General features: G+C 67.6%; 21 protein-coding genes. 17 read left to right on the top strand and 4 right to left on the bottom strand.

Annotation, left to right across the window (positions count from 1 at the left end; all coding sequences use genetic code 11):
- Positions 1 to 15: 15 nt before the first annotated feature.
- From miaB to dapF, 3 genes are all read left to right on the top strand, one after another.
- Positions 16 to 1,569: a tRNA (N6-isopentenyl adenosine(37)-C2)-methylthiotransferase MiaB gene (gene miaB / locus AC1DK9_RS14710; protein WP_476863458.1), complete on the top strand. Its 1,554-nt coding sequence runs from the start codon at positions 16 to 18 to the stop codon at positions 1,567 to 1,569.
- Positions 1,570 to 1,573: 4 nt separating this feature from the next.
- The gene (miaA, locus tag AC1DK9_RS14705; protein ID WP_476863457.1) at positions 1,574 to 2,506 is read left to right on the top strand and encodes a tRNA (adenosine(37)-N6)-dimethylallyltransferase MiaA; all 933 of its coding nucleotides are present in this window, start codon (positions 1,574 to 1,576) and stop codon (positions 2,504 to 2,506) included.
- A 95-nt stretch (positions 2,507 to 2,601) separates the two neighbouring features.
- Positions 2,602 to 3,558 (top strand): diaminopimelate epimerase, encoded by a 957-nt coding sequence (dapF, locus tag AC1DK9_RS14700; protein ID WP_476863456.1) that lies wholly within the window; start codon positions 2,602 to 2,604, stop codon positions 3,556 to 3,558.
- Here the strand turns inward: dapF and AC1DK9_RS14695 are convergent.
- Positions 3,539 to 4,153 (bottom strand): class I SAM-dependent methyltransferase, encoded by a 615-nt coding sequence (locus tag AC1DK9_RS14695; RefSeq protein ID WP_476863455.1) that lies wholly within the window; start codon positions 4,151 to 4,153, stop codon positions 3,539 to 3,541. The two genes, dapF and AC1DK9_RS14695, sit on opposite strands and share 20 nt — an antisense overlap.
- 599 nt (positions 4,154 to 4,752) lie before the next feature.
- Between AC1DK9_RS14695 and hflX the strand changes: the two genes are divergently transcribed.
- Both hflX and AC1DK9_RS14685 read left to right on the top strand, forming a co-directional pair.
- Positions 4,753 to 6,336: a GTPase HflX gene (hflX, locus tag AC1DK9_RS14690; protein ID WP_476916374.1), complete on the top strand. Its 1,584-nt coding sequence runs from the start codon at positions 4,753 to 4,755 to the stop codon at positions 6,334 to 6,336.
- On the top strand, positions 6,329 to 8,434 hold the full coding sequence (locus tag AC1DK9_RS14685) for an ATP-dependent DNA helicase (RefSeq protein ID WP_476863453.1): 2,106 nt from the start codon (positions 6,329 to 6,331) through the stop codon (positions 8,432 to 8,434). Before hflX ends, AC1DK9_RS14685 begins: the two co-directional genes overlap by 8 nt.
- A 146-nt stretch (positions 8,435 to 8,580) precedes the next feature.
- On the opposite strand, the gene lexA is transcribed toward AC1DK9_RS14685, so the two are convergent.
- A complete protein-coding gene (gene lexA, locus AC1DK9_RS14680) occupies positions 8,581 to 9,330 on the bottom strand; it encodes a transcriptional repressor LexA (protein ID WP_476863452.1) in 750 nt (249 codons plus the stop codon).
- 408 nt (positions 9,331 to 9,738) lie between these two features.
- Here lexA and AC1DK9_RS14675 point away from each other — a divergent pair, with 408 nt between their 5' ends.
- From AC1DK9_RS14675 to AC1DK9_RS14640, 8 genes are all read left to right on the top strand, one after another.
- On the top strand, positions 9,739 to 10,131 hold the full coding sequence (locus AC1DK9_RS14675; protein ID WP_476863451.1) for a LysM peptidoglycan-binding domain-containing protein: 393 nt from the start codon (positions 9,739 to 9,741) through the stop codon (positions 10,129 to 10,131).
- A 100-nt stretch (positions 10,132 to 10,231) separates the two neighbouring features.
- Complete coding sequence (locus tag AC1DK9_RS14670; protein WP_476863450.1) at positions 10,232 to 11,350, top strand: histidinol-phosphate transaminase; 1,119 nt, start codon at positions 10,232 to 10,234, stop codon at positions 11,348 to 11,350.
- A 67-nt stretch (positions 11,351 to 11,417) separates the two neighbouring features.
- The gene (gene hisB, locus AC1DK9_RS14665) at positions 11,418 to 12,038 is read left to right on the top strand and encodes an imidazoleglycerol-phosphate dehydratase HisB (protein WP_476863449.1); all 621 of its coding nucleotides are present in this window, start codon (positions 11,418 to 11,420) and stop codon (positions 12,036 to 12,038) included.
- Positions 12,035 to 12,817, top strand: a complete 783-nt coding sequence (gene hisH, locus AC1DK9_RS14660; RefSeq protein WP_476863448.1) for an imidazole glycerol phosphate synthase subunit HisH — start codon at positions 12,035 to 12,037, stop codon at positions 12,815 to 12,817. Before hisB ends, hisH begins: the two co-directional genes overlap by 4 nt.
- The gene (locus AC1DK9_RS14655; RefSeq protein ID WP_476863447.1) at positions 12,818 to 12,976 is read left to right on the top strand and encodes a hypothetical protein; all 159 of its coding nucleotides are present in this window, start codon (positions 12,818 to 12,820) and stop codon (positions 12,974 to 12,976) included. It abuts the gene before it with no gap.
- 42 nt (positions 12,977 to 13,018) lie between these two features.
- Positions 13,019 to 13,765, top strand: a complete 747-nt coding sequence (gene priA, locus AC1DK9_RS14650) for a bifunctional 1-(5-phosphoribosyl)-5-((5-phosphoribosylamino)methylideneamino)imidazole-4-carboxamide isomerase/phosphoribosylanthranilate isomerase PriA (protein ID WP_476863446.1) — start codon at positions 13,019 to 13,021, stop codon at positions 13,763 to 13,765.
- Positions 13,766 to 13,775: 10 nt separating this feature from the next.
- On the top strand, positions 13,776 to 14,666 hold the full coding sequence (locus AC1DK9_RS14645; protein WP_476916373.1) for an SseB family protein: 891 nt from the start codon (positions 13,776 to 13,778) through the stop codon (positions 14,664 to 14,666).
- 63 nt (positions 14,667 to 14,729) lie between these two features.
- Entirely contained in the window at positions 14,730 to 16,052 is a 1,323-nt protein-coding gene (locus AC1DK9_RS14640) for an MFS transporter (protein WP_476863444.1), read from the top strand.
- A 112-nt stretch (positions 16,053 to 16,164) separates the two neighbouring features.
- Here AC1DK9_RS14640 and AC1DK9_RS14635 read toward each other — a convergent pair whose 3' ends face one another.
- Positions 16,165 to 16,563 (bottom strand): DUF1844 domain-containing protein, encoded by a 399-nt coding sequence (locus tag AC1DK9_RS14635; protein ID WP_476863443.1) that lies wholly within the window; start codon positions 16,561 to 16,563, stop codon positions 16,165 to 16,167.
- Between the two features lie 405 nt (positions 16,564 to 16,968).
- On the opposite strand from AC1DK9_RS14635, the gene infC reads away from it, so the two are divergent.
- The 4 genes from infC (at position 16,969) to AC1DK9_RS14615 (ending at position 19,895) form a co-directional block, all read left to right on the top strand.
- A complete protein-coding gene (gene infC / locus AC1DK9_RS14630; protein WP_476863442.1) occupies positions 16,969 to 18,030 on the top strand; it encodes a translation initiation factor IF-3 in 1,062 nt (353 codons plus the stop codon).
- A gap of 115 nt (positions 18,031 to 18,145) precedes the next feature.
- Positions 18,146 to 18,340 carry a 50S ribosomal protein L35 gene (rpmI, locus tag AC1DK9_RS14625; protein WP_009358635.1) on the top strand — a complete coding sequence of 65 codons (195 nt, stop codon included), beginning with the start codon at positions 18,146 to 18,148 and terminating at the stop codon, positions 18,338 to 18,340.
- Between the two features lie 119 nt (positions 18,341 to 18,459).
- A complete protein-coding gene (gene rplT / locus AC1DK9_RS14620) occupies positions 18,460 to 18,930 on the top strand; it encodes a 50S ribosomal protein L20 (protein ID WP_476863441.1) in 471 nt (156 codons plus the stop codon).
- 65 nt (positions 18,931 to 18,995) lie between these two features.
- Complete coding sequence (locus AC1DK9_RS14615; RefSeq protein ID WP_476916372.1) at positions 18,996 to 19,895, top strand: TrmH family RNA methyltransferase; 900 nt, start codon at positions 18,996 to 18,998, stop codon at positions 19,893 to 19,895.
- A gap of 112 nt (positions 19,896 to 20,007) precedes the next feature.
- On the opposite strand, the gene AC1DK9_RS14610 is transcribed toward AC1DK9_RS14615, so the two are convergent.
- Positions 20,008 to 20,274, bottom strand: coding sequence for a GlsB/YeaQ/YmgE family stress response membrane protein (locus AC1DK9_RS14610; RefSeq protein WP_056740672.1), 267 nt, complete (start codon positions 20,272 to 20,274; stop codon positions 20,008 to 20,010).
- Positions 20,275 to 20,410 lie beyond the last annotated feature (136 nt).

Below are 20,410 nucleotides of genomic sequence, written 5' to 3'. Positions count from 1 at the left end.
CGGTACCCTTAACAGGTGAGTTTGACCATCCCTTCCCCCGCCGCCGGCGGAGCCCCCTTCCCGGCTGAGACTGCCCCGGCCCGTACCTACCAGGTGCGGACGTTTGGCTGCCAGATGAACGTGCACGACTCCGAGCGCATGTCCGGAATGCTCGAAGCGGCCGGCTACGTCCGCTCCGACGGCAAACTGGCGGACGTCGTCGTCTTCAACACCTGCGCGGTCCGGGAGAACGCCGACAACAAGCTCTACGGCAACCTCGGCATCCTGCGCCCCGTGAAGGAGGCCAACCCGGGCATGCAGATCGCCGTCGGCGGCTGCCTGGCGCAGAAGGACCGGGAAACCATCCTGAAGAAGGCGCCCTGGGTCGACGCGGTGTTCGGAACCCACAACGTCGGCGCCCTGCCCGCACTGCTGGATCGTGCACGCCACAACGACGAGGCGCAGCTGGAGATCCTGGAATCGCTCGATGTATTCCCCTCGACGCTGCCGACCAAGCGCGACTCCGTCTACTCGGGCTGGGTCTCCATCTCGGTCGGCTGCAACAACACCTGCACGTTCTGCATCGTTCCCGCACTCCGCGGCAAGGAAAAGGACCGCCGGCCCGGGGACATCCTCGCCGAGATCCAGGCCCTCGTTGACGACGGCGCCATCGAGGTGACCCTGCTGGGCCAGAACGTGAACTCTTACGGCGTCGAGTTCGGCGACCGGCAGGCCTTCTCCAAGCTGTTGCGCGCCTGCGGCGAGATCCCCGGCCTGGAGCGCGTCCGGTTCACCAGCCCGCACCCGGCAGCCTTCACCGACGACGTCATCGATGCCATGGCCGAGACCCCGAACGTCATGCCGCAGCTGCACATGCCGCTGCAGTCCGGCTCGGACAAGGTGCTCCGGGAAATGAAGCGGTCCTACCGGTCCACTAAGTTCCTCGGCATCCTGGACAAGGTCCGGGAGAAGATTCCGCACGCCGCCATCTCCACCGACATCATCGTCGGATTCCCCGGCGAGACCGAGGAGGACTTCCAGGCCACGCTCGACGTCGTCGAAAAGTCCCGCTTCGCCACCGCCTTCACCTTCCAGTACTCCAAGCGGCCCGGCACCCCCGCCGCGGAGCTCCCGGAGCAGCTGCCCAAGGCCGTGGTGCAGGAGCGCTTCGAAAGGCTCACCGCCCTGCAGGACCGGATCGCCGCCGAGGAGAACGCCCGCCAGCTCGGCCGGCGCGTGGAGGTCATGGTGACCGCCCAGCAGGGCCGTAAGGCCGGGGAAACCCACCGCCTCTCCGGGCGCGCCCAGGACCAGCGGCTGGTGCACTTCTCCGTCCCGAACGGCGCCGAAACACCCCGCCCCGGCGATCTCGTCACGGTGACGGTCACGGAGGCGGCAGCGTTCCACCTCATCGCCGACCCGGCAACCGTGGACGATTACAGCCTCCGCCGCTCACGCGCCGGGGACGCCTGGGACCGGTCCCAGGCTGATTCCTGCGGCGCTCCGGCCCCCGGCGCAGCCGGTGCCAGGACCGGAGCCAAGTCCGGCGTGTCACTTGGCATGCCGAGCCTCCCCATCCGTACCCGCTAACGCCGTGGCCGCCTCCGTGCCCGGCGCCGCCGGAAGCCCGGGATCCACGCCGCCGGTCATCGCCGTCGTCGGGCCCACCGGATCCGGAAAGTCCGATCTTGCCGTGTCCCTGGCCCTGGCCCTCGACGGCGAGGTCGTCAACGCAGATGCCATGCAGTTCTACCGCGGCATGGATATCGGCACGGCCAAGATCACCATGGCCGAGCGCAGGGGAGTGCCCCACCATCTGCTGGACCTCATGGATGTGACCGAGGAGGCCAGCGTCTCGGACTTCCAGCAGCGGGCGCGGGCCGTGATTGCGGACATCCACGCCCGCGGCAAACGGGCGATCCTCGCGGGCGGCTCGGGCCTGTACGTCCGCGCCGCCCTGGACGTGCTCGAATTCCCCGGCACCGACCCCGCCATCCGGCGCCGCCTCGAAGCCGAAGAAGCAGCAACAGGACTCGCCCCGCTGCGGGCGAAGCTGGAACTCGTCGACCCGGTCTCCGCCGGTCGGCTGGGGGATGCCCGCCGTGTCATCCGCGCCCTCGAGGTCTACGAATTGACCGGGCGGCCCTTCAGCTCCTTCATGCCCACCCGGGAGTACTTCCAGTCGGCCGTGCAGATCGGGCTCGAGGTGGACCGCGAACAGCTGCGGGCACGCCTCGCCGACCGCGTCCACGCGATGGTGCAGCAGGGATTGCTGGCGGAGGTAAGGCGGCTCGACGGCCAGGGGCTGCGCCGCGGCAAGACCGCCTCGCGTGCCTTGGGCTATGCCCAGTTCCTCAAAGTCGTTGACGGGGAATCGGACCCGGAGCAGGCCGCGGAGGAGACAATCGTCGCGACCCGGCAGTTCGCCCGGCGCCAGCTCACCTGGTTCCGCGCCGACCCGCGGATCAGCTGGCTTGACTGGAAGGATCCCGAACTGCTGGAGAAGGCTACCGCCCTGTCCCGCTAAAGGGGGCACCGCCCCAACGCTGGGCGCCGCTCCGCCCGCCGCCGGCCCAGTGTCACGGTTCTGTCCCGCCCCGGCCGGAACGGTAACCTTGGAGCATGGACGAAACCCTGGCCCCGGCCGCTGACCACCCCGCTGCCGCAGACACGGCTGCCCTCCGCGGCCTGAAGTTCTCGAAGGGCCACGGAACCGGCAACGACTTCGTCCTGATTGCGGACCCCAACGGCGCCCTCTCCGTCACCCCGGAGCAGGTCGCGGCCCTGTGCGACCGCCATCGGGGGATAGGCGCCGACGGACTCATCCGCGCCGTACCCTCCCGGCTGCTCGCCGAAGGCCGGGAGCTGCTGGCCGACCACCCCGGCGCCGAATGGTTCATGGACTATCGCAACGGTGACGGCTCGCTTTCGGAGATGTGCGGCAACGGCGTCCGCGTCTTCGTTCACTTCCTGATCAACGAGGGGCTCGTCGACCTGCCTGCCGGCGAATCGCTCATCATCGGAACCCGCGGCGGCGTGAAGACCGTGGTCCGCACCGCCTCCGGCTACGCCGTGGACATGGGCCCCTGGGAGTTCATCTTCCCGGGCGAAGCCACCGCGCGGGCCATGGATTCGCTGGTCAGCGCCGTCGGACTGGAAGTCGCCAGGCCCGCGCTCTCCGTCAGCATGGGAAACCCGCACACCGTCGTCGCGCTGGCGGAACTCGCCGAGCTGGACGCCACCGAGCTGTTCAGGGCACCCCGGGTCGATCCGGTGCCGCCGCACGGAACCAACGTCGAGTTCGTCGTGCCGTCCGAGCCGCTCGTTCACGACGGCGTCGGGGCCATCACCATGCGCGTGCACGAACGGGGAGTGGGGGAGACCCTGTCCTGCGGGACCGGCGCCTGCGCCGCCGCAGTAGCGATCCGGCACTGGGCCGGCCAGGGCGCCCCGGACACCTGGAACGTCATGGTTCCCGGCGGCGTCGTCGGCGTGAAGTTCTTCCTCGCCGCGGACGGCCACGAGCACGTGGAGCTCAGCGGCCCCGCCGTGATTGTCGCTAGTGGGACGCTTTCCTGACGCGCAGGATGCGGAAGGACTTTGACGTGCTCTCGCGCGTGACCGTGAAGCTGCTGTCCAGCTCCGCCGCGAGCCAGCGCTGAAGCGAATCCGAACCAAGGTTCTTTTGCACCACCAGCCAGGCCGAGCCGCCCGGGGCAAGCCGCGGCAGCCAGAGCAGCAGCAGGGCGTGGAGTTCGTCCTTGCCAATCCTGATCGGCGGGTTGGACCAGATCGTGTCGAAACGCAATTCCGGGTCGACGTCCCCGGGTGCGCTGGCGGTGACATTCTGCAGCCCCAACAGGGCCGCATTCTCATTCGTCAACGCCAGGCAGCGCTCGTTCACGTCCACCGCGTAGACCCGGGCATGGGGCGCCTTCAGGGCCATGGTCAGCGCGATCGGCCCCCAGCCGCAACCGATGTCCAGCAGGTTCCCCTGCGGTGACGGTGCCGGGACGTCCGCAAGCAGGACGGCGGTTCCCTTGTCGATGCCGTCCGGGCTGAAGATTCCGGAGGAAGTCTGCAGTTGCCGCTGCTCGCCGGCAAGCTCCACGGTCAGTGGCTTGCGGGTGAACGGCCCGGCGGGCTGGGCGCTGAAATAGTGTGCAGACTCCATAACTGGCCAGATTAGTTGGCGGTCCGGCGGTATGGGAAACCGGCCGTGGCGCGCCGAGCCACGCCGAGGGCGCCGATGGGCGACCACACCGCCGCCACACCGCGATGCCGCGCCGGGGGCGCTGACAGGTCTGCTAACCTTAAATGCATGATCTTGAACTTCAAGTAGCCGGCGCGGGCCTTCGAATGCCCGTCCCCGCAGCGACGCAGGTAGTTACCTTCCGCTCAGTGCGCCCCCTCTGTGATGCAGTGCATCACCTGCCGGCGCTCGACCCGCTTGAAGTCAATCCGCAGAGGCCCAACAGTCCCGGGCTTGGCTAAGTGCTCAACGCCAGCAGGTGCAAGCGCTGAACGGACCGTAACTCCCCGCCAAACGGCGCCATCCAGCGCCATTTCCGTCCCTTAGCCATCGCTTCGCTCCCTTGTTCAGCGCATCTCCTAAAAGCGCTTCGCCAAGGGGACCCGTCCCGCCAGCGGCACCGCAGCCGCCAGGCATCCCAGGAGGCCCGGATGACCCAAAGTCGTCAGCCCAGCGCGAATACCGCGCCGCGAAACACCGAACAGCACTATCCTGAAGTTGCAGACCCTTCAAAGGAGACCATGACCAGTCAGCCCAACACCGGACCCGATTCAGCCGCCCAGGACATGAGTCCTGCGGAAATCCAAGCTGTCATCGACCGGATCCTCTCCAAAGACGCCCCTGCGACCAAGACCGGACGCAACGCCGACGCCGGACACCCCGGCGAGTCGAAGGCGGTGTTCGGCAAGGCCCAGGCGATTTCGCGGCTGGACGAGGAACACAGCAGCTACGACGGCGACCAGCAGGATCTGGAGGAGCGCCACGCGCTGCGTAGGACCGCCGGCTTGTCGACGGAACTCGAAGACGTCACCGAGGTCGAATACCGGCAGCTGCGCCTTGAACGCGTCGTGCTTGCCGGGCTTTGGACCGAAGGCACCCTGGCCGACGCCGAGAACTCCCTGCGGGAGTTGGCAGCCCTCGCCGAAACTGCCGGGTCAGAGGTCCTCGACGGACTCGTGCAGCGCCGGGCCAAGCCAGACCCGGGAACGTTCCTGGGCTCTGGCAAGGCCCAGGAGCTCAAGGACATCGTGATGTCCACCGGCGCCGACACGGTGGTGGTCGACGCCGAGCTCGCCCCGTCGCAGCGGCGCGGCCTCGAAGACATCGTCAAGGTCAAGGTCATCGACCGGACGGCCCTGATTCTGGACATCTTCGCGCAGCACGCCAAGAGCCGCGAGGGCAAGGCCCAGGTGGAACTGGCGCAGCTCGAATACCTGCTCCCGCGCCTGCGCGGCTGGGGTGAGTCGATGTCCCGTCAGGCCGGTGGCCAGGTGGGCGGTGCCGGAGCCGGCATGGGTTCGCGCGGCCCCGGTGAAACCAAGATCGAGCTGGACCGGCGCCGGATCCGTACCCGGATGGCCAAGCTGCGGCGCGAAATTTCCGCGATGAAGCCGGCCCGGGAAACCAAGCGGGCCAACCGCCGTCGTAATGCCGTGCCGTCGGTGGCGATCGCCGGCTACACCAACGCCGGCAAGTCCTCGCTCCTGAACCGCCTGACCGACGCCGGCGTCCTGGTGGAGAACGCCCTGTTCGCCACGCTGGACCCGACGGTCCGTAAGGCCGAAACCTCGGACGGCCTGGGTTACACCCTCGCCGACACCGTGGGCTTTGTCCGCTCGCTGCCGACCCAGCTCGTGGAGGCCTTCCGCTCCACCCTGGAGGAGGTCGCCGACTCGGACCTGATCCTGCACGTGGTCGACGTCTCGCACTCCGACCCGGAGGGCCAGATCGCGGCCGTGCGCACGGTGTTCAGCGAAGTCGACGCCCGCAAGGTGCCGGAGATCATCGTCCTGAACAAGGCCGACGCCGCCGACCCGTTCGTGGTCGAACGGCTCAAGCAGCGCGAACCGCGCCACGTGGTGGTCTCTGCGCGCACCGGGGAAGGCATCCCGGAGCTGCTCAAGGCCATCAGCGAGGGCATCCCGCGGCCAAGCGTGAAGCTGGAGCTGATGATCCCGTACAACCGCGGGGACCTGCTTAGCAAGCTGCACGAGGCCGATGCGGAGATCATCAGCCTGGACCACGAGGAGACCGGCACCCGTGCCGTGGTGATGGTGCGCGAGGGACTCGCGGCCGAGCTGGATTCCTTCGTCAGCAATGACTGAACCAGCGGTGGCCGAAGAAGCCGCGCCGTCCAAGGGGAAGCCGCTTGGAAGCAGCCCGTCCGGCGAGCAGTTCGTAGTTGAACTGCTCGACCGGGCGGTCGCCGGCATGGGCGGCCAGAGCCGGGACGGCCAGCACGAAATGGCCCGCCAAGTGGCTCGCGCCATCGAAACGGGCGACCATTTGCTGGTCCAGGCCGGCACCGGCACGGGCAAGTCCTTGGCGTACCTGATTCCGTTGATCGCCCACTCGCTCGTCAGCGACAAGCCCACTCTGGTCTCCACCGCCACACTGGCGCTCCAGACCCAGATTGTCGGCCGGGACTTGCCGCGGCTGCTCAAAACCATCACTCCGGCCCTTGAACGACCGGTGAAGGTCGCACTGGTCAAGGGCCGCTCCAACTATGTCTGCCTGCATAAGCTCGAAGGCGGCTTCCCCTCCGAAGAACCGTCCGAAGGCCAGTTGTTCTCCCTCGGTGAGGACACTTCGGTGCCGCACTTCGCCGCCGCGATGGGAGGTCCGTCTTCGCAGCTTGGCAAGGAAATCGTCAGGCTCCGCGAATGGGCCGAAAACACCCAGACCGGGGACCGGGACGAGCTGATGCCGGGCGTTACCGACCGCGCTTGGCGGCAGGTCTCCGTCACCTCGATGGAGTGCCTCGGCGCGCAGAAGTGCCCGCTCGCCGCCGAATGCTTCAGTGAGCTCGCCCGCCAGAATGCTGCCGACGCCGATGTGGTGGTCACCAACCACGCCATGCTTGCGGTCAGCGCGTTCGAGGGCCTTGCCGTGTTGCCCGAGTACGACGTCGTGGTGGTGGACGAGGCCCACGAACTGCAGGACCGGGTCACCGGTGCCGTCTCCGGCCAGCTCTCGGTGGCCATGGTGCACGCCGCCGCCTCCGGTGCCCGCAAACACACCGGGATCACCGTGGATGCGCTCAACAATGCCGCCGCCAACCTTGAACTTGCCATTGAGGGCGTCCCCAGCGGCCTGATGCCGAACGGGCTGAACAGCGAACAGCTCGACTGTGTGGACCAACTGCGCGACGCCTGCCGCGCCGCGCTCTCCGATTCCAAGGGTGACAGCGCCAACACGGCCGACGGCGGCCGCCAGCTCGCGCGGTCGCGGCTGATGGTGATCCTGGAACTGTGCGAACGGCTCCTGGCCGCCAAAGAGAACCGCGAAGTGGTCTGGTTCTCCCGCAACAGCAGCTTCGACCCGCAACAGGGCTACTCGCAGCCTGATGACTCGGCGCCTGCCCTGATCAACATCGCCCCGCTCAGCGTGGCCGGCCGGCTCCGCGAGGGCCTGTTCGCCGACCACACGGTGGTGCTGACGTCCGCAACGCTGGCGATCGGTTCGGCCTTCGAGCCCGCGGCCGGGGGACTCGGCCTCGTGGGCCCCGGGGCCCCGAGCTGGACCGGCGTCGACGTCGGTTCCCCCTTCGAATATCCGAAACAAGGCATCCTCTACGTTGCCAAGCACCTGCCCAAGCCCGGACGCGGGACCTCCCCGGAAGCGCTCGATGAGCTCGAGAAGCTGATCCGCGCCTCCGGCGGCGGGGCGCTCTGCCTCTTCTCTTCCCGGCGGGCCGCCGAGGAGGCTGCCGAGGCGATGCGTCCCCGGCTGGGGCTCAGCATTCTCTGCCAGGGCGAATCGACCATGACCGCGCTCGTGAAGCAGTTCGCGGACGAGCCGGACACCTGCCTGTTTGGCACCATGTCGCTCTGGCAAGGCGTCGACGTGCCCGGGAACTCCTGCCGCCTCGTCGTGATCGACAGGATCCCGTTCCCGCGGCCCGACGATCCGCTGATGACTGCCCGCTCCCGCGCCGTGGCTCAGTCCGGCGGCAACGGCTTCATGAGCGTCTCGGCGACCCACGCGGCGATCCGCCTCGCCCAGGGCGCGGGCAGGCTGATCCGTTCGACGTCGGACAAGGGCGTTGTGGCCGTTCTGGACTCCAGGCTGTCCACCGAACGGTACGGCGCCTTCCTCCGGGCCGCGCTGCCGCCCTTCTGGCCCACTACCGACCCCTCGGTAGCCCTGGCCGCCCTCGACCGACTGGCCAAGGAAAGCCCCGCCAAGCAGTCCGCCAAGTAGGCGCCCGCATGCGGCCCGCAAGTAGCCCGCGCCAAGAGCCGTCCTGCACGCGTGAACGCGAGAGGCCCCGTCCGTAAATGGGACGGGGCCTCTTCGATGCAGGCTGGCGATTGGCCGGCGATTGGCCCGGGGTTGCCGGGGGAGGGCTACAGGGAGCGCAGCACCGATACGACCTTGCCCATAATGACGGCATGGTCGCCCAGAATCGGCTCGTACTGGGTGTTCTGTGGCAGTAGCCAGGTGTGGCCGTCGCGCTGGCGGAAGGTCTTCACCGTGGCCTCGTCATCGAGCAGCGCCGCCACGATGTCACCGTTGACGGCGTCGTTCTGGCGCCGGACGACCACCCAGTCGCCGTCGCAGATGGCGGCGTCGATCATCGAGTCACCCGCAACCTTGAGCATGAACAGTTCGCCGTGGCCCACCAGCTGGCGCGGCAGGGGCATCACGTCCTCCACCACCTGGTCGGCCAGGATCGGACCGCCGGCAGCGATCCGGCCCACGAAGGGCACCATCGCGGTGTCCGTAGCGCTGGCGAGTTCCGAGACGGCAAGGCCGCCGACAGCCCGCAGGCCGCTGGATTTTTCCACGCCTGAAATCTTCGTCGCGCCCTCGTCCAGCGTCAGCGGCATAAGAACTTCCATGGCGCGCGGCCGCTTGGGGTCCCGCCGCAGGTAGCCGAGCTTTTCCAGCTGCGAGAGCTGATGGGTGACGCTGGAAAGGCTGGCGAGCCCCACGGTGTCGCCGATCTCGCGCATCGAGGGCGGGTAGCCGTTGTCCGTCACGGAACGCTGGATGGTCTCCAGGATCTTCTTCTGCCGGACGGTAAGGCTCTTCGGCGCCCGGCCGGTCTGGGTGCCCCGCTGGGTGGCCCTCCCGCCGGCGGCTTGTGCTGCCATGTTCGCCATGCCTTTCATTTCGCCCGGCCGCTGAGGCTGCCGGGACCCTCCGAGCTGAAAATGTCAGACCCCGTTGATCAACTGCTATTCACCAGCACAAGTGGTTGTCCTGTGATTCAAAAATAGGCCAGCCATCAGGGTTTTTCAAACATTTGTTCTAGCGAGTCTCGACAAGGTTCGTTCATAGGTGCTAAAAATGAACAGGCAAGGTTCGAATATGTGTTCGAACACGAGGGTTCGAAGTCCGATGGGGTTTTCGGCTCAGTGTTCGAAGATTCATGCTTCGCGGTTTGGGTTCGAAGGTAAGGCCGGTTGGCGGCAGGTACGTGGAGTACGCCGAGCGGCACATGTATTTCCAGCAACACAGGTATTTCCAGCGACACAGATAAGTCCAGGAGGGCTCAGCTCATGTCAGCAGTAAGCGCTATTTCCGGTTCGTTCGATTCCGTTCCTGCGAAGGCGGCCCCGGCCGCTGCAGCCGGCAAGCAGGCTCCGTTGCGCCTGACCCGCCGCGGCCGATTTGTCTTCTTTGGGCTGCCGCTGCTGCTGTTGGCCGTACTCGTCCTCTCCCTGTCCGGCTTCATGAACTCCCCGGCGAAGGCCGCGGACTCGAACGCGGAGCTCTCGCTCACGCCGACCGTCACCGTCACCGTCCAGCCGGGCGAGTCGCTTTGGGCTATCGCCGGCGCCGTGGCGCCGGAGCGCGATCCCCGTGACGTGGTGGCCGACATCGTTCAGCTCAACAACCTCGGCGCTGCCCGCGTCCTCCCCGGCCAACAGCTGTACGTACCTTCAAAGTAGGCCGTCTGCAGGGGACTGGCGTGTCATGCCGCCGGACCGCCGGCCGACTTTTGGCAGTCACGGTTTCGGGGCCGGGCCGGGTCTCACTTAAACTGGGCAAGTGACTGACCAGCTAGAGCGCCTCAACCGACTGCCCCTCCGGACCAACCTGCGGGGACTGCGCCCCTACGGTGCTCCCCAGCTTGATGTCCCCATCCTGCTGAATGTCAACGAGAACACCCACGGGGTCCCGGCGGACGTCCGCGCCGCCATCGCCGAAGCCGTGACCGAGGCCGCTGCAGGACTGAACCGGTACCCGGACCGCGAGTTCACGGAGCTGCGCGAAGCACTCGCCGAGTATCTCGGCCACGGACTGGATGCGGCGAACATTTGGGCCGCCAACGGCTCGAACGAAGTCCTGCAGCAAATCCTCCAGGCCTTCGGCGGCCCGGGGCGCACCGCCCTCGGCTTCCCTCCCACCTACTCGATGTACCCGCTGCTCGCCGCCGGCACGGACACGGAATACATCGTCGGAGTTCGCGCCGACGACTACGGTTTGAGTGCCGAATCGGCCGCCCGCCAGGTCCGGGAGCTCAAACCCAATGTGGTCTTCCTTTGCTCGCCGAACAACCCCACCGGCACCGGGCTGGGCCTCGACGTCGTCGAGGCGGTCTATGAGGCCGGAGAAGCAAGCCAGACCATCGTCATCGTGGACGAGGCGTACCACGAGTTCGCGCACGACGGCACGCCCAGCGCGCTGACCCTGCTTCCCGGTCGTGAGCGGCTGATCGTCTCGCGCACCATGAGCAAGGCCTTCGCCCTGGCCGGCGCCCGGCTTGGCTACATGGCGGCGGCCCCCGAGGTCACTGACGCCCTGCGCCTGGTCCGCCTTCCGTATCACCTGTCAGCCATTACCCAGGCGACGGCGCTGGCCGCCCTGCGCCACCGCGTTGCCCTGATGGCCGATGTTGAAGACATCAAACGGCAGCGCGACCGGATTGTGACGGAGCTGACCCGAATGGGCCTCAAACCCGCCGCCTCCGATTCGAACTATGTCTTCTTCGGCGGGATCGAGAACCCGCACGAGACCTGGCAGGGGCTACTGGACGCCGGTGTGCTCATCCGCGACGTCGGCATTCCCGGCCACCTGCGCGTGACGGCCGGCACTGAGACGGAAACCACAGCGTTTCTGGAGGCCCTGGAACGGATCCTGACCGGCCACGAAGTGCAGTCCGCCTAGACTTAAGCCAGGACCTACGCACACCGCCCTGTTTGCCGGGCGCCCGCCTCATCCAAAGGACACCAACATGAGCAACACCGGATCAGCCGCTGCCCGGACCGCACGCCTGGAGCGGACCACCAGCGAATCTTCCGTCCTGGTCGAGATCGACCTGGACGGCACCGGCGTCTCGGACATCAGCACCTCTGTGCCGTTCTACGACCACATGCTCACGGCACTGAGCAAGCACTCGCTGATTGATATTACGGTCAAAGCCACCGGCGACACCCACATCGACGTCCACCACACCGTGGAAGACGTCGCCATTACCTTCGGCGAGGTGCTGCGCACGGCGCTCGGCAACAAAGCCGGCATCCGCCGCTTCGGCGAGGCCACGGTCCCGCTGGACGAAGCGCTCGCGCACGCCGTCGTGGACGTCTCCGGCCGGCCCTACCTCGTGCACGCCGGCGAACCCGCCGGCCAGGAGTACCACCTCATTGGCGGACACTTCACCGGATCCCTGACCCGGCACGTCTTCGAGGCCATCACCCTGCACGCCGGAATCTGCCTGCACATGAACGTCACCGCCGGCCGGGACCCCCACCACATCGTGGAGGCCCAGTTCAAGGCCTTCGCCCGTGCCCTCCGGGCCGCCGTGGAGCCGGACCCGCGCGTCGAGGGCATTCCGTCCACCAAGGGCGCACTGTGACCGGCAAGGTGCTCCGGGACGGCGCCATCATCAACCCCGATGCCGCCAAGAAGCCGGCCTCGCCGGAGGGCAAACCCACCGTCACCGTCCTCGACTACGGTTCCGGCAACGTCCGCTCCGCAGTCCGCGCCCTCGAACGCGCCGGAGCCGAGGTCATCCTCAGCTCCAAGCCCGAGGACGTGCTCAACGCCGACGGGCTCGTTGTCCCCGGTGTTGGTGCTTTCGAAACCGTCATGAACGAACTGAAGGCCGTTGACGCTGTGCGCATGATCGGCCGCCGCGTCGCCGGCGGCCGGCCCGTGCTCGCGATCTGCGTCGGGCTGCAGGTGTTGTTCGAAGCCGGCGTCGAACACGGCACCGTCGCCGAGGGCATGGGGGAGTGGCCGGGCAAGGTCGAACTCCTGCCCGCCGAAGTCGTGCCGCACATGGGCTGGAACACGGTCACCGTGCCGGAGGGCTCCCGGCTCTTCGCCGGCGTTGAAAACGAGCGCTTCTACTTCGTCCACTCCTACGGCGTGCAGCACTGGGACTTCGACGTGATCCAGCCACGGATGGCGGCCCCGCTCGTCACCTGGTCCGAGCACGGCGCCCCATTCATCGCCGCCGTGGAAAACGGGCCGCTGTGCGCCACCCAGTTCCACCCGGAAAAATCCGGCGACGCCGGCGCGCGCCTGCTGCGCAACTGGGTGGACAGCCTGCGCGGCGGGAATAAGCCGGGCGCCGAAGCCGGCAACGAATCCGGCGCCGTCCAGGCCGGCATGCCGGAACAGACCGCCTAGATGTGGTCCATAGTCCTGATGGGCCTAGCCGGTCTGCTGGTCGGCGGCGCCCTGTCCTTCCGGCAGCAGAAAAGCCCGCTCTGGGTTCAGATCGTCTTCTATATCCTGGCCGGGATGTCGCTGCTGGCCGCCTGGCTCCTGACCCTGCCGGCTAACTGACCCCTGCCGTGCAACCCACTCCAACACCGTGAGGACCCTACGATGACCACCGAATCCGCACTGCCGGTACTCGAACTGCTCCCCGCCGTCGACGTCGTCAACGGCCAGGCCGTGCGCCTGGTCCAGGGCGAGGCCGGCAGCGAAACCAGCTACGGGACGCCGCTGGAGGCCGCGCTCAACTGGCAGGAACAGGGCGCCGAATGGGTCCACCTCGTGGACCTCGACGCGGCGTTCGGCCGGGGCTCCAACGCCGAGCTGCTTCGCGAGGTCGTCGGCCGGTTGGACGTCAAGGTTGAGCTCTCCGGCGGCCTGCGCGACGACGAATCCCTCGAGAAGGCCCTGGACCTTGGCGTCGCCCGGGTCAACCTGGGCACCGCAGCGCTGGAGAACCCCGAGTGGACGGAACGGGTGATCGAGCGCTTCGGCGACAAGATCGCCGTCGGCCTCGACGTGCGCGGCACCACCCTCGCCGGCCGCGGCTGGACCAAGGAAGGCGGCGACCTCTGGGAGGTCCTCGGCCGCCTCGAAGAAGCCGGCTGCGCCCGCTACGTCGTCACCGACGTCACCAAGGACGGCACCCTGCAGGGCCCCAATGTCGAGCTGCTGCGCCAGATGGTCGAAAAGACCGGCAAGCCCGTCGTGGCCTCCGGCGGCATCTCCAGCCTCGAGGACCTCAAAGTCCTGCGCTCCCTCGTCCCCCTCGGCGTCGAGGGCGCCATCGTCGGCAAGGCCCTGTACAACGGCAACTTCACCTTGCCCGAAGCGCTCGACGTCGCCGGCCGCCGCTAGGCACCCGGCCATGGAACACAGCTCCCAGCCCGCCGGGCGCCAGTTGCCCGGCCATATCGCTGCCGCCCTCGCCGGCGCCGGCGGGGCGACGGACTCGGCCGGGCAACCCTGGGCCGGCCGCAGCCTGAGCGGTGACGACGCCAAGATCCACAACTTCGAGGATGACGACGGCGCCGCCGACGCCGGGTACCTCACGGCGCTGGCGGCCCTCGCCGCCGGCACGGACGGCGAGGCCTCCGTGGTGGCATCCCTGGCGACCGCCCGCGTCTTCGTGCCGATCCTCGCCCAGCTCGCCGAGGAAGGTGAGGCTGTAGCGGATGCACACGGCGGGGAGCTGCACGGGGACAAGCAGGCGGACATGGCGCTGGTAACGCTCAAGGCACCTGACGGCYGGACCGCGCTGCCGGTCTTCACCTCGGCCGCGGCGCTGGCCACCTGGCACCGCGAGGCCCGGCCCGTGGCGGTCTACGCGGCCCGCGCCGCGCTCTCCGCCGTCGCCGAGGGAGCCGAGCTGCTTGTGCTGGACCCCGGCTCCGCCACCACCTTCGTGGTGCGCCGACCGGCCGTCTGGGCGCTTGCGCGGCAGCACGCCTGGACGCCCAGTTACAGCGACCCGGCCGTCGCGGAAGCAGTCGAAGCGGCCGCGGCCGGTGTGCCGGCGCTCCGCCGGGTGGAAATACACCCCGGCGGCGGCGTCGCGTCCGCCCAGGCCGGCGGCAGGGAACTTCCCGGCGGCGGCGCCGGCCCGGAACTGCGGGTGGTGCTGTACCTTGAAGACGGGCTCGACGCCGGTGCGGTGCAGACCCTCGTGGCCGGTCTCAACGACGCCTGGGCCCGGAATGAAACGTTTGCTGAACGGGTTGACTCGATCGAAATCAAGTTGCAGCGCGCAGCTCAATAGCCGACGGCCAGTGCGGAGACTTCCGGGGGCTGCCGAAGGCAGTACTCAAAGGAATGCAGTTTCGTGAATTTCGCGCTTTACCGGGACCTGCTGGCCGTGAGGCCCATCAGGAACCTCCTGCTGGTGGGCATGGTCGCCCGCATCCCGCACTCCGCAGCGGGTGTGCTGCTGACCCTGCACATTGTCCTCACCCTGGGACAGGGCTATGCCGCGGCCGGAGCCGCTGCCGCCGTCATGACGATAGGCATTGCCGTCGGCGCCCCGTGGCGCGGCCGCCGGGTCGATACCGTCGGCCTGCGCAGGGCGCTGATCCCGTCCGTCGTCTCCGAGACCGTCATCTGGTCGATCGTGCCGCACGTCGGCTACCAGCTGCTCCTCCCGCTGGTTTTTGTCGGCGGCCTGTTGACGCTGCCGATCTTCAGCGTCGTGCGCCAATCGCTGGGAATCCTTGCCAGCGGAGAGCAACGCCGCACCGCCTTTGCCCTGGATGCGATCAGCACAGAGCTGGTGTTCATGATCGGCCCCGCCGCAGGTGCCCTCGTCGCCACCGCGGGCTTCTCCGTGCTCGGCCTGACCGTGGTTGGTGTCGCCACCTCCCTGTCAGGACTGTTCCTGATGTGGATCAACCCGCCCACGCGCAGTGCCGTGCCCGACCTGGAACCGGACACGGCGTTTGAGGCCGGCCAGCAGGAGGGGGCAGAGACCGCCCTCGTCGCCGCGGCGCCCGCCCACCTGCAGGAGGCCGCCGCCGAACTGGCGCCGCTGGCCGCCGCGGAACAGCGGCGGCAGGGGCGCGTTGGCCTCCGGCACAAGGTCATTCACAACTTCGCCTGGTTCACGGCCGCCGTGGCGGCGGTCTTTGCCGTCGCAGCCGGCGCGGGCATGGTGCTCAGCGGCACCGACGTCGGCATTGTTGCTGCCCTCCAGACGGGCGGCCACCAGGCTCAAATCGGCATCGTGTTCCTGTTCTGGTGCGCGGCGTCGGTGCTGGGCGGCCTGGTGTACGGCGCCATGCACCGGCCGGTCTCGCCGGTCCTGCTGCTGCTGGGCATGTCCGCGCTGACCCTGCCGATGGCGTTCGCTCAGGACACCTGGACGCTCGCACTGCTCTCGCTGCTGCCCGGCCTGCTCTGCGCGCCGGTGCTCTCTGCCGCTTCTGAAAAAGTCGCGGACCTGGTCGAAGAGGGCCGCCGCGGCGAGGCAATCGGCTGGTACGGCTCGGCCCTCACCGGCGGGGTGGCACTCGGCGCCCCGCTGGCCGGGCTCTTCATCGACGGCGTGGGCCCGGGCGCGGGCTTCGTATCGGTGGGGGTGGCCGGCGTCCTGCTGTGCCTGGTGGGACTGGTGCTTCAACACCGCCGCAGGCGGCGGCTCGGCGCAGCCTGACCAGCTTCACGCGCTGTACTGGCCTAGGCAATTAACGACGACGGCGGCGGGTGGACCGTTCTGGTCCGCCCGCCGCCGTCGTCGTTGGCCGCTGCTTCGGCGGCCGGGTTACCTAGTTGACGGGGCCGGTGTACTTCTCGCCCGGACCCTTGCCCGGTGCGTCCGGAATGGCGGATTCCTCGCGGAAGGCCAGCTGCAGGGAACGCAGGCCATCGCGCAACGGTCCGGCGTGCTGGGAGCCGATCTCGGGAGCCGCGGACGTGACCAGTCCGGCCAATGCCGTGATCAGCTTGCGCGCCTCGTCCAGATCCTTGAGCTCCTCGGCGTTTTCCTCGGCGGCCAAACCGAGTTTCACGGCGGCGGCGCTCATGAGGTGGACCGCGGCGGTGGTGATGACTTCGATCGCGGGCACCTCGGAGATGTCGCGGATCTGCTGGGATACATCGCTCTGGTCGCCGGCCTGGGCGTTGGCAGGCTGGTAAACGTGGGAATTACTGTCTGAAGTGCTCATGCGGTAAGCTTGTCACAGACCGACTGATTGTCGTTATTTTGCAGAAGGCCCACCGTTTGAAGTTGAACGGGACGGTGACACCCGGGCGCGCATGTGCGTTGAACGGGTATTTTTCTGTAGAATTGCTTTTCAGTTTGCAAGCGGAGTTCTCTCCCACCCGCGTCAACCGCGAGTATTCCCCAGGAATCAAGGTTGCCGGGTACCTGGTCGGGCATTCTCCCTAGGCTTAGGCCTGGCGGGAACGCATGCCGCCTCCCCGCGAGGTACGGCAGTTCCGATCTTCGAGGCCTTCGATTGCTCCGGCAATTGAGGGCCTTCTTCATTTGCCGGCGGAGTACCCCTCACGAACACAGGAGCTTTAACATTAGCGAGCCAAGAATCAATGAGCGTATCCGCGTCCCCGAGGTGCGGCTGGTCGGCCCTGCAGGTGAACAGGTAGGAGTCGTCCGTATTGAGGATGCCCTGCGTTTGGCTGCCGAGTCCGACCTTGATCTCGTTGAAGTTGCACCGCAGGCCAAGCCTCCGGTGTGCAAGCTGATGGACTTCGGCAAGTACAAGTACGAAGCTGCGGTCAAGGCACGCGAGGCACGGAAGAATCAGACCAACACGGTCCTGAAGGAAATCCGTTTCCGGCTCAAGATCGACACCCACGACTACGAGACCAAGCGCGGCCACGCCCTCCGCTTCCTCGGCGCCGGTGACAAGGTCAAGGCCATGATCCAGTTCCGCGGCCGTGAGCAGCAGCGCCCCGAAATGGGCATCCGCCTGCTGCAGCGTTTCGCTGACGACGTCGCCGAAGTTGGCGTTGTGGAGTCCAGCCCGCGTATCGATGGCCGCAACATGGTCATGGTGGTGGGCCCGCTGAAGAACAAGGCAGAAGCAAAGGCAGAGGCCCGCCGCGCAACGCAGCGCGCAGAAGCCAAGGCTGAGAACGAAGCCAAGGCAGCCGGCGGCGGCCGCGTTGACACGTCCGCCCCCGAAGCGCCCCTGACGCAGTCCCTGGCCGACCTGCTGCCGGAGGGCTACCAGGTCCGGACCGAGGCCCCCAAGGCTGAGGAAGCCCCGGAAACGGCAGCTCCCGCCGCGGCCGAAGAGGCACCGGCCGAAGCGGCGCCCGCCAAGGAAGAGCCGAAGCAGGAGGCCCCCAAGGCCGCCGAGGCGGCCGCTCCGAAGCAGGCGGCTCCCAAGGCCGCAGCGAAGCCGGCAGCGGCCAAGGCGCCCGCAGCTCCCAAGGCCGCGGCACCGAAGGCACCCGCTGCTCCCAAGGCTGCCGCTCCCAAGGCTGCAGCACCGAAGGCTGAGGCTCCGAAGGCGGCGGCCGCCGAGGCAACTCCGGCTGCCGAGAAGCCTGCTCCGAAGCCTGCTGCGGCACCCAAGCCGGTTGCCCGGCCTGCGGCACCGAAGCCTGCGGCACGGCCGGCGGCCCCCAAGGCCGCTCCGAAGCCGGGCAGCAAGAAGACCAACTAGTTCACGGCTGCCGGACAGCAATGTCCGGCAGCAAGCAACCAGCATGCCGCCCGCAGGGGCGGCTGCACGAAAGACTGCAGACCCCGTCTGCGGATACGTAAGGAGATCGGTTCCCATGCCGAAGATGAAGACCCACAGCGGTGCTAAGAAGCGCTTCAAGCTGACCGGTAGCGGCAAGCTGCGTCGCCAGCAGGCCAACCGCCGCCACTACCTCGAGCACAAGTCCTCCAGGCTGACCCGCCGCCTCGCCGGCGACAAGATCGTCTTCAAGGGCGACGCAAAGGTCATCCGGAAGATGCTCGGCATCTAAGTTCCAAGTTCTCGGATCGATTGCCACCTGGCAGCGGTCCACTACCAAAAAGGCTTCTCAGGCCAGCCGGGTTTTCCGGCAGTAGACGCTTGGGATCAGAATTCTGAAGGAGTACGCACGTGGCACGTGTGAAGAGGGCGGTCAACGCCCACAAGAAGCGCCGGGTTATCCTCGAACGCGCAAAGGGCTACCGTGGACAGCGTTCACGCCTGTACCGCAAGGCCAAAGAGCAGCTGCTGCACTCGTTTGTGTACAGCTACGGCGACCGCAAGAAGAAGAAGGGCGACTTCCGCCGCCTGTGGATCCAGCGCATCAACGCTGCATCCCGCGCCAACGGCCTGACCTACAACCGTCTGATCCAGGGCCTCAAGGCCGCTGAGGTCGAGGTTGACCGCCGCATGCTGGCCGAGCTGGCTGTCTCCGACGCCAACGCCTTCGCCGCGCTGGTGAAGGTCGCCAAGGACTCGCTGCCTGCTGACACCTCCGCTCCGGCCGTCCAGGCCGAGGCCGCTGCGGCTCCCAAGGCTGCGAAGAAGCCTGCCGCCAAGAAGCCTGCTGCCAAGAAGGCTGACGCCGAGGCCGCAAAGTAGTTCCTCCCGCCGTCGCAAGACAGCACCGTTCTACAACCGGCTGCGAAAGCAACTAAGGTTCTTATATGAACGAAACCGGGCGCCCGCAAGACTTTRCCCTTTCCAACCCTCGAGCCGATCGAGTGAGGAAGGTGGCACAGCTTGCCGGGCGCCCGGCCCGTTTAAAGCGCCGCGAGTTCCTCGCAGAGGGCCCGCAGGCCGTCCGGGAAGCCCTGGCCCTGCACCAGAAGAGGATTGCCGCGGGGGAGCCCGGGGTCGTCTATGAGGTGTACGCGAGCGAGGCCTGCCTCGACCGGCACCCCGAGCTGGAGGCCCTCGCGGACGGGACCGCCGCCTACCTCGCCACTGACGAGGTGTTGGCGGCAATGTCGGACACCGTCACCCCGCAGGGCATCCTCGCAGTCTGCGGATTCCTGGACGTCAGCCTCGACCAGGTGCTGGACGCCGGCCCGCAGCTGCTTGCGGTCCTCTGCCAGGTCCGGGACCCCGGCAATGCCGGAACCGTGCTCCGGGCCGCCGATGCGGCCGGTGCCGATGCCGTGGTGCTGACCGCATCCAGCGTTGACATCTACAACCCCAAGGCCGTGCGCTCGACGGCCGGATCGCTCTTCCACCTGCCCGTCGTACTGGGCGCCGATGTTGAGGAACTGGTGGCCCGCTGCAAGGAACGGGGCATCGGAATCCTCGCGGCGGACGGCCAGGGCCAGCTGAACCTCGACCGGCTCCAGGACGAGAGCGCGGCACGGCGCCTTGGTGCGTCTGAGGCCGAATCCGGCTACGCCCTGGAGCAGCCCACCGCGTGGCTCTTCGGCAACGAGGCCCAGGGTCTTTCCGAGGAGGAACTGGCCCTCGCGGACCACCGGGTCGCCGTACCGGTCTACGGAGCAGCGGAAAGCCTCAACCTCGGCACCGCGGCAACGGTGTGCCTTTACGCCAGCGCCCGCTCGCAGCAGCGAACCGCCTAGCCGGCAGGAACTTCGGGAAAACGAACGACGGCGGGGGCCCACCGTTAGGTGAGCCCCCGCCGTCGTTCGTTTTCCGCTGCGGCACTGAAGCCGGGGCGGTACTTGAGAATTCTTATGTGGTCCGGTTGCGTCCGGTGATGGCACCGTAGATGCCGGCTACGACGAGGCCGCCGACAATGGCCAGGATCCAGGAGCCGAGGTTCCAGAATTCCATCTTGCCGCCGCCGAACAGCAGGTCGCCGATCCAGCCGCCGACAATGGCTCCGACGACGCCGAGCACGAGGCTGGTGACCCAGCCGCCGCCGACCCTGCCAGGCATGATTGCCTTAACGATTGCACCTACAATGAGTCCGAGAATGATCCAGCCTAGAAAGCCCATGTCTCCTCCTACATATTCGTCGGCATTCACCTTAGGAATCCCGATTATGGCTTCAAGCTAACACAGCCGTGAACGCGTGTCAGCAACATCACACCCAATCGTTACGTACCGCTGACGGTCCCGCCACGGTGCGGGA

The sequence above is a fragment of the Arthrobacter sp. 01T414 genome (assembly GCF_056398965.1).
This window is presented reverse-complemented; position numbering and strand designations above follow the sequence as displayed.

Bases quoted from the DNA above. Each gene is read 5' to 3' on its own strand.
- dapF (WP_476863456.1), top strand. From the start codon at position 2,602: ATGGACGAAACCCTGGCCCCGGCCGCTGACCACCCCGCTGCCGCAGAC.
- priA (WP_476863446.1), top strand. From the start codon at position 13,019: ATGACCACCGAATCCGCACTGCCGGTACTCGAACTGCTCCCCGCCGTC.
- rpmI (WP_009358635.1), top strand. From the start codon at position 18,146: ATGCCGAAGATGAAGACCCACAGCGGTGCTAAGAAGCGCTTCAAGCTG.
- AC1DK9_RS14695 (WP_476863455.1), bottom strand. From the start codon at position 4,153: ATGGAGTCTGCACACTATTTCAGCGCCCAGCCCGCCGGGCCGTTCACC.
- AC1DK9_RS14675 (WP_476863451.1), top strand. From the start codon at position 9,739: ATGTCAGCAGTAAGCGCTATTTCCGGTTCGTTCGATTCCGTTCCTGCG.
- AC1DK9_RS14635 (WP_476863443.1), bottom strand. From the start codon at position 16,563: ATGAGCACTTCAGACAGTAATTCCCACGTTTACCAGCCTGCCAACGCC.
- AC1DK9_RS14655 (WP_476863447.1), top strand. From the start codon at position 12,818: ATGTGGTCCATAGTCCTGATGGGCCTAGCCGGTCTGCTGGTCGGCGGC.
- lexA (WP_476863452.1), bottom strand. From the start codon at position 9,330: ATGGCAGCACAAGCCGCCGGCGGGAGGGCCACCCAGCGGGGCACCCAG.
- hisB (WP_476863449.1), top strand. From the start codon at position 11,418: ATGAGCAACACCGGATCAGCCGCTGCCCGGACCGCACGCCTGGAGCGG.
- AC1DK9_RS14610 (WP_056740672.1), bottom strand. From the start codon at position 20,274: ATGGGCTTTCTAGGCTGGATCATTCTCGGACTCATTGTAGGTGCAATC.
- AC1DK9_RS14685 (WP_476863453.1), top strand. From the start codon at position 6,329: ATGACTGAACCAGCGGTGGCCGAAGAAGCCGCGCCGTCCAAGGGGAAG.
- hflX (WP_476916374.1), top strand. From the start codon at position 4,753: ATGACCAGTCAGCCCAACACCGGACCCGATTCAGCCGCCCAGGACATG.